This is a genomic window from Halorubrum sp. AJ67, from assembly GCF_000513435.1.
The window spans coordinates 40742-46316 of sequence record NZ_CBVY010000003.1 but is presented as its reverse complement, the minus strand read 5'-3'; the positions used below and the strand labels follow the sequence as shown (position 1 = coordinate 46316).

The 5575-nt window shown below is 67.5% G+C and carries 4 protein-coding genes; 2 read left to right on the top strand and 2 right to left on the bottom strand.

What is annotated here, in order from left to right:
- Positions 1-3106 (top strand): Eco57I restriction-modification methylase domain-containing protein (locus BN903_RS04035; RefSeq protein WP_048076516.1); only part of this gene is annotated, 3106 nt, incomplete at its 5' end.
- A gap of 4 nt (positions 3107-3110) precedes the next feature.
- On the opposite strand, the gene BN903_RS04030 is transcribed toward BN903_RS04035, so the two are convergent.
- Positions 3111-4313 (bottom strand): redox-regulated ATPase YchF, encoded by a 1203-nt coding sequence (locus BN903_RS04030; RefSeq protein ID WP_048076515.1) that lies wholly within the window; start codon positions 4311-4313, stop codon positions 3111-3113.
- A gap of 101 nt (positions 4314-4414) precedes the next feature.
- Positions 4415-4672: a hypothetical protein gene (locus BN903_RS04025; protein WP_048076514.1), complete on the bottom strand. Its 258-nt coding sequence runs from the start codon at positions 4670-4672 to the stop codon at positions 4415-4417.
- A 170-nt stretch (positions 4673-4842) separates the two neighbouring features.
- On the opposite strand from BN903_RS04025, the gene BN903_RS04020 reads away from it, so the two are divergent.
- Positions 4843-5418 (top strand): universal stress protein, encoded by a 576-nt coding sequence (locus BN903_RS04020; protein WP_048076739.1) that lies wholly within the window; start codon positions 4843-4845, stop codon positions 5416-5418.
- Positions 5419-5575 lie beyond the last annotated feature (157 nt).

Sequence of the window (5575 nt, the reverse complement as noted above, 5' to 3'; positions counted from 1 at the left end):
GGACTGGACGGCCGCCGGATTCGGCGCGCAGTTCGGGCGCGCGAACCTCGACCGGCGTCTGCGGCAGGCTCGCCGAGAGCGACGGGAGCGGCGGCGACGAAACGTCGAGGAGTTCTACGACCGGTACGTCGAGGTGCTGTTCGGCGAGGGGACGGAACACTCGTTCGAGACGAACCTCCTCGCGTCGGTCTCGCCGCCGGACGAGTCGACCCCGGAGTCCGAACGGCGGCGGTTCGCGCTCGCGCTCGTCAATCGACTGCTCTTCCTCAGAGTCCTCGAAGAGCGGGAAGTCGACGGGATCGAACGCGGCTTTCTGGCCGCCCGAGTCGAGCGGTACGAGGCGTCGGACCCGCCGGGGAGCCTGTATGAGTCCGAGATCCGACCGCTGTTCGCCGACCTGTTGAACACGCCGAAACGGGAGCGACCACCGGACCTCCGAGATCCGGACTCGCGGCGCGATCGGGTCCCGTGTCTCAACGACGGGCTGTTCCGGTCCGCCGTTCCGAACGAGGCGGCGTACGACGTCGAAGACGGAATCTTGAAGCGGATCATCTCGGAGCTTATCGAGGGGACCGCAGAAGGAGGGGGCCCACAGGCGACGAACGAGACCCTCGATCCGTCGGTCATCGGTACCGCCTTCGAGAAGGTGATCAACCACCTCGGCGCGAAGCCCGACGTGGGGCTACAGAAGGAGGAGCTCGGAGCCATATACACGCCGCCGGACGTCACGGAACGGATAACGGAGCGCACCGTCGAACCGGCGATCGAGGCGGCCGTCGTCGACGCCCTCCTCGATCGGTTCGACGACGCGGACGAGCGGGCGGTCGTTCGGAGCCGCTTGGACCGGCTGAACCTGGGAGGGATACTCGACCACTTCGCGGTGCGGGAGCGACTCGTGCTTCGGCGGGACGAGGGGTCCGTAGAGGTCGCGGTCCCGTTCGACGAACCGAACGTGATCGCGGCGGCACTGGAGCGCGTCACGGACCTCCGGGTTGTCGACCCCGCCTGCGGCTCCGGCCACTTCCTCACGGCGGCCGTGGACCGGTTACACCGCGCACAGATCAAGCTGCTCACCGGCCTCAACGACGGTGACGAGCCGTCCGCAGGGCGACGGTACGAGGCGAAACGGGAACTCGCGCTGACCGGCGTCTTCGGCGTCGACGTTCACGAGGCCGCAACCGAGATCGCCCGCCTCCGCGTGTGGCTCAAAGTAATCGAGGACAACGGGTGGGAAGAGTCGTACGCGCAGCTCCCGAACGTCGACGCGAACGTCGTCCGCGGGAACGCGCTGGTCGGGTTCCCCGTCACCGGCGACACGAGCCGAACCGAGGTCTGGAACGACGACATCGCAGAACTCGAGGAACGGCGACTGGCGTACAAGTTCGACGCCGACGTCGACGCCGACACTCGCGACGAGATCAGCGACCTGTTAGCCGAGGAGATCCGGCCGGAACTCGACGAAAAGTACGTCTCGCTGCTGTCCGAGACGACGCTGGACGAAGACGTCGAGAGCCGCGAGGAGCTCCGTCGGCTCGTCGAGTCGATACCGGACTCCGAGAACGTGTCTCCGAGCGTTCAACACGTTAAGGCGAGACCGGCCGGGGGTGGTGAGTTCTCGGACAGGCAGCAGTCGACCCTCGAAGCCGCCGGCTTCGACGTATTCCACACCGGGACCACGGCGAACTTGGACGTGGGCGAGCGCGAGCGAGTACTCAAAACGCAGTCCGACGAGGCGTCGGAACGACTCGTTCGAGACCTCGAAGCCGTCCTCGAAGAGAGGATAGTCTTCACGCGGGTCGAGCGACAGCCGCTTCCGCTGGATTTACCCGAGATCAAAGGGCGACCGTTCCACTGGATCGCCGAGTTTCCGGAGGCAGTCGCGGAGACCGACTCGGGGTACGCGCTCGATTTCGACGTCGTCCTCGGGAACCCCCCGTACGGGGACCTGCTGACCGACGGCGAGAAACGCCTCCTGACGTCGATGGAGACGGGCGTCGGCTACGAGGAACTTCGGAGGGGCGGGATATCGGGGAACTTCATCGAACGCCAACTCCACCTCCTGTCCCCGGACGGCTTCTTCGGGAACATCGTGACCGTCGGCGTGCTGTCGAGCAGCGAGCGGGGGGCCGAACACGACCTCATCGTGGACGGATTCGAATCCGCCGAGATATCCTCGTTCGCCCGACGCCCGTCACAGGTGTTCGACCGCTCGGGGAGCCGCGTCGAGATCAATCCGACGATTATTACCGGGCGGCCGGCCGGATCGGGCGACCGGAACGCGGAGCGCTCGGAGGAGTCTCCCGGTGCCATCCGGTCGAGCGACTTCCTCAGGTTCACCGACGAGTCGCGCGAGGCGACGATCGAGTCACACGATCTGAGCCCGGCGGCCGACTTGGTCCTCCGCGATCGGATCGGAGGCGATCCGGGGAGCGAGTTCGACGTGTTTCCGAAGGTGGGCGGCGAGACGAAACGCGGCGTCCTCGAAGCGCTCTCCGACGCGCCGAAGACGCTCGGCGACTGGGAGGTCGACGAGTCGCCGCACCGCGTCCGTCACCGCCGCTCGTTCAACTACTGGCTGGTGGCGACCAGAGGCGGCGACGACCTGAACAACATGAAAGAGTACTGCTTCCCGACCGAGACGGCGCGCGACTTCGCGTATCTGGCGGCGAACAGCTCGCTGCTGTACGGCTACCACATGACCTACGGGAACATGCAGGACTTCGGGAAGGGTCGGTTCCGGCGGTTCCCGGCCCCGGCGCGGTCAGCGGTCGCCCCTTGGCGGCCGCTGATTCGGCACTACGCCGACCTCCTCGAAGCGGGGCTGCGCCGGCACGTCGAGTCGAGCGGCGACATCGACTATCGGGGAGAACGCGGCGTGAAAGCAGTCGTCGACGAGGTCGAGTTCCTTCTCGGCTCGATATACGGACTGAGTCCGGAACAGGTCCGGTACCTCCAGACGTACGACAGCGAGTTCGCCCGGCACGGTCCGGACGAGTACGAGCCAGTACCGGACGCGGTCGCGGAGGCCGGAGGGAACGATCCGGTTCCGGCGGTCGGGTTCGATCCCGAGACGGAGCGCGACGGCGACGGGACCGCGCCGTTTTAGCCGGTCAGGGCGCGGCCTGGTTCGTCGAGACCAGTTCGATCACGTCGCGATGACTGAGTTCGCGGTCGGTCCCGACCTGTCGGCCGCTCCGGCAGTCGGTGCCGTGGAGGAGCCCCTCGCCGATGTCCGAGTGGATGTGGTACGCGAAGTCCTCGGTGGTCGACCCCTCGGGGAGGATGAAGCAGTCGCGGAAGACGCCCTTCTCGTCTTTACTCCCGTTCGCGGATCCGGGGAAGACGGCGATACAGCCCAGCACGTCGAAGACGGCGGCTTCGAGCGCGCCCTGAACGCCCGTCCCCTCGTACTCGGAGACGAACTCGCCGATCCGGTCGAGCCCCGCCTCCTGCTCGCCGGAGACGTCGCCGACGACCTCGAAATCGCTCGCGCCGGGCGTGTAGTCGACGACGCCGGCGTCGTCGGCGTTCTTCAGGGCCTTCTCGGCGTGAGCGCTCGCGGGGACGAACGAGAGGTGGTCGTAGTCGGGGTCCGTCGTAATCGTCTCCCAGTTGGCCTGTGCCTCCGGCGTGTCCATCTTGTTGGCGGCGATCACCATCGGCTTTGTGCGCTTCCGGATCTCGCGGGCCAGTTCGATCCGGTCCGTCTCGTCCCACGTCTCCGGGTCGAGTTCGAGGTCCTGCGCGAGGATGGTGCGTTTCATCCGGTCTTTGTCGGTCCCGAACGCGGACATCTGGTCGGCAAGCTCCGCCTCGATGGCGGCGTCAGCGCCGTGATACCGCGTCTCGAACTTCTCTAAGCCCTTCTCCAACACGTCGAGGTACCACGCGTCGAGCTCCTCCTCCAAGAAGTCGATGTCCTCGCGCGGGTCGTGGCCCTCGGTCGCCTCGCCCTCGATGTCGGTCTTCCCGGAGAAGTCGACGACGTGGATCAACACGTCGGTCTCGTTGAGGTCGGTGAGGAACTGGTTACCGAGTCCGCGCCCCTCGTGCGCGCCCGGGACCAGCCCCGCCACGTCGACGAGCTTCACGGGCACGAAGCGGGTCCCCTCGCGGCAGACGCCGACGCTCGGCGTACAGGTCTCGTCGAACTCGGGAGCGGCGCAGTCGACGCGGACGTACGCCTCGCCGACGGTCGGGTCGATCGTAGTGAACGGGTACGCGCCCTCGGGTACGTCGTTCATGGTCGCGGCGTTGAAGAACGTCGACTTCCCCACGGAGGGCTTGCCGACGAGTCCGATCCGGTAACTCATTACCCGTACTGGGCGACGCGGCGGCAAAAGCGATGCGAGACGCGCCGTGGCGTGGGTGTCGGTGACGAACGGCGGCGCGTCGAGAACGATTCCCGGCTCGGTCAGGCGTCGCCGTCGGATTGGCCGGGCTCGCCGACCGCCTCGATCGGGAGGACGTTCTGGAGCGCCGCGAACGCGTCGGCCGCGCTCTCGAAGGTCTCTTGATCGACGTCCGCGAGCAGGTCACCCAAGTCGCCCTCGCCGTCGGCGAAAAGCACCGTCGTGCCCGCAAACGATTCGGCGAGTGCCTCGCTGTCGGCGGGGTACGCGTGGTCTTCGAGCGCCGATTCGACGCGGGACAGGTGGATCTCGTCGGGCATACTTCCCCCATTAGCGGGACGAGTCATAAACGCGCGCCTTGGCGCGCCGGCTTGCGCGACGACGTTAGCGCCGCGCACGCAGTAGGAGCGGAAGCGTTCTCGGACGATCGCGAAGAACCGGCAAGAACCGCAAAGGGTTATCAGTCGTCGGATATATGGTACACGTGAACATGCCCCTATACGACCGAATTCTGGTTCCGACCGACGGCTCCTCGGAGGGAGAGCTGGCGGTGTGCCACGCGCTCGACCTCGCCGCGGTCCACGGGGCGACCGTCCGGGCGATATACGTGGTCGACACCGCGCGGTACGCCGGGATGCCGATGGAGACGACGTGGGAGGGCGTCGGCGACCTCCTGTACGACGACGGCGAGGCGGCGCTCTCGACGGTCAGCGAGCTGGCCGCCGACCGCGACGTCGACGTCGAGACAGCCGTCGTCGAGGGATCGCCCAGCCGCGAGATAATCACGCACGCCGAGGAGACGGGCTGCGATCTGGTCGTGATGGGGACCCACGGCCGCGGCGGCATCGACCGACTGCTCCTCGGCAGCGTCGCGGAGAAGGTCGTCCGCGGCTCGTCGGTCCCGGTGTTGACGGTCCGGATCGGCGACGACGACGCGGTCGCGGCCGAGTCGGCAGCGGAGTCGGAGGGGTCCAGAACCGAGACCGGCTCCGAAGCGGAACCGGAAGCGGGGCCGGGAACGGAGACAGGGACCCGATCGACGCTCGACGCGACCGAGACGGGCTGATCGCGTATCGTCCGACGGGAGCCGATCCGCGCGCCGCAGTCGACCCCCGCGCCGCCTCACTCCGCGTCGCGCAGGTGTTCGCAGTCGCCCGCGTGGACGCGTCGCCGGCCCTCGTCGGTGTCGACCACGAGCGCGCCCGGCTCCGCGACGTCGACCG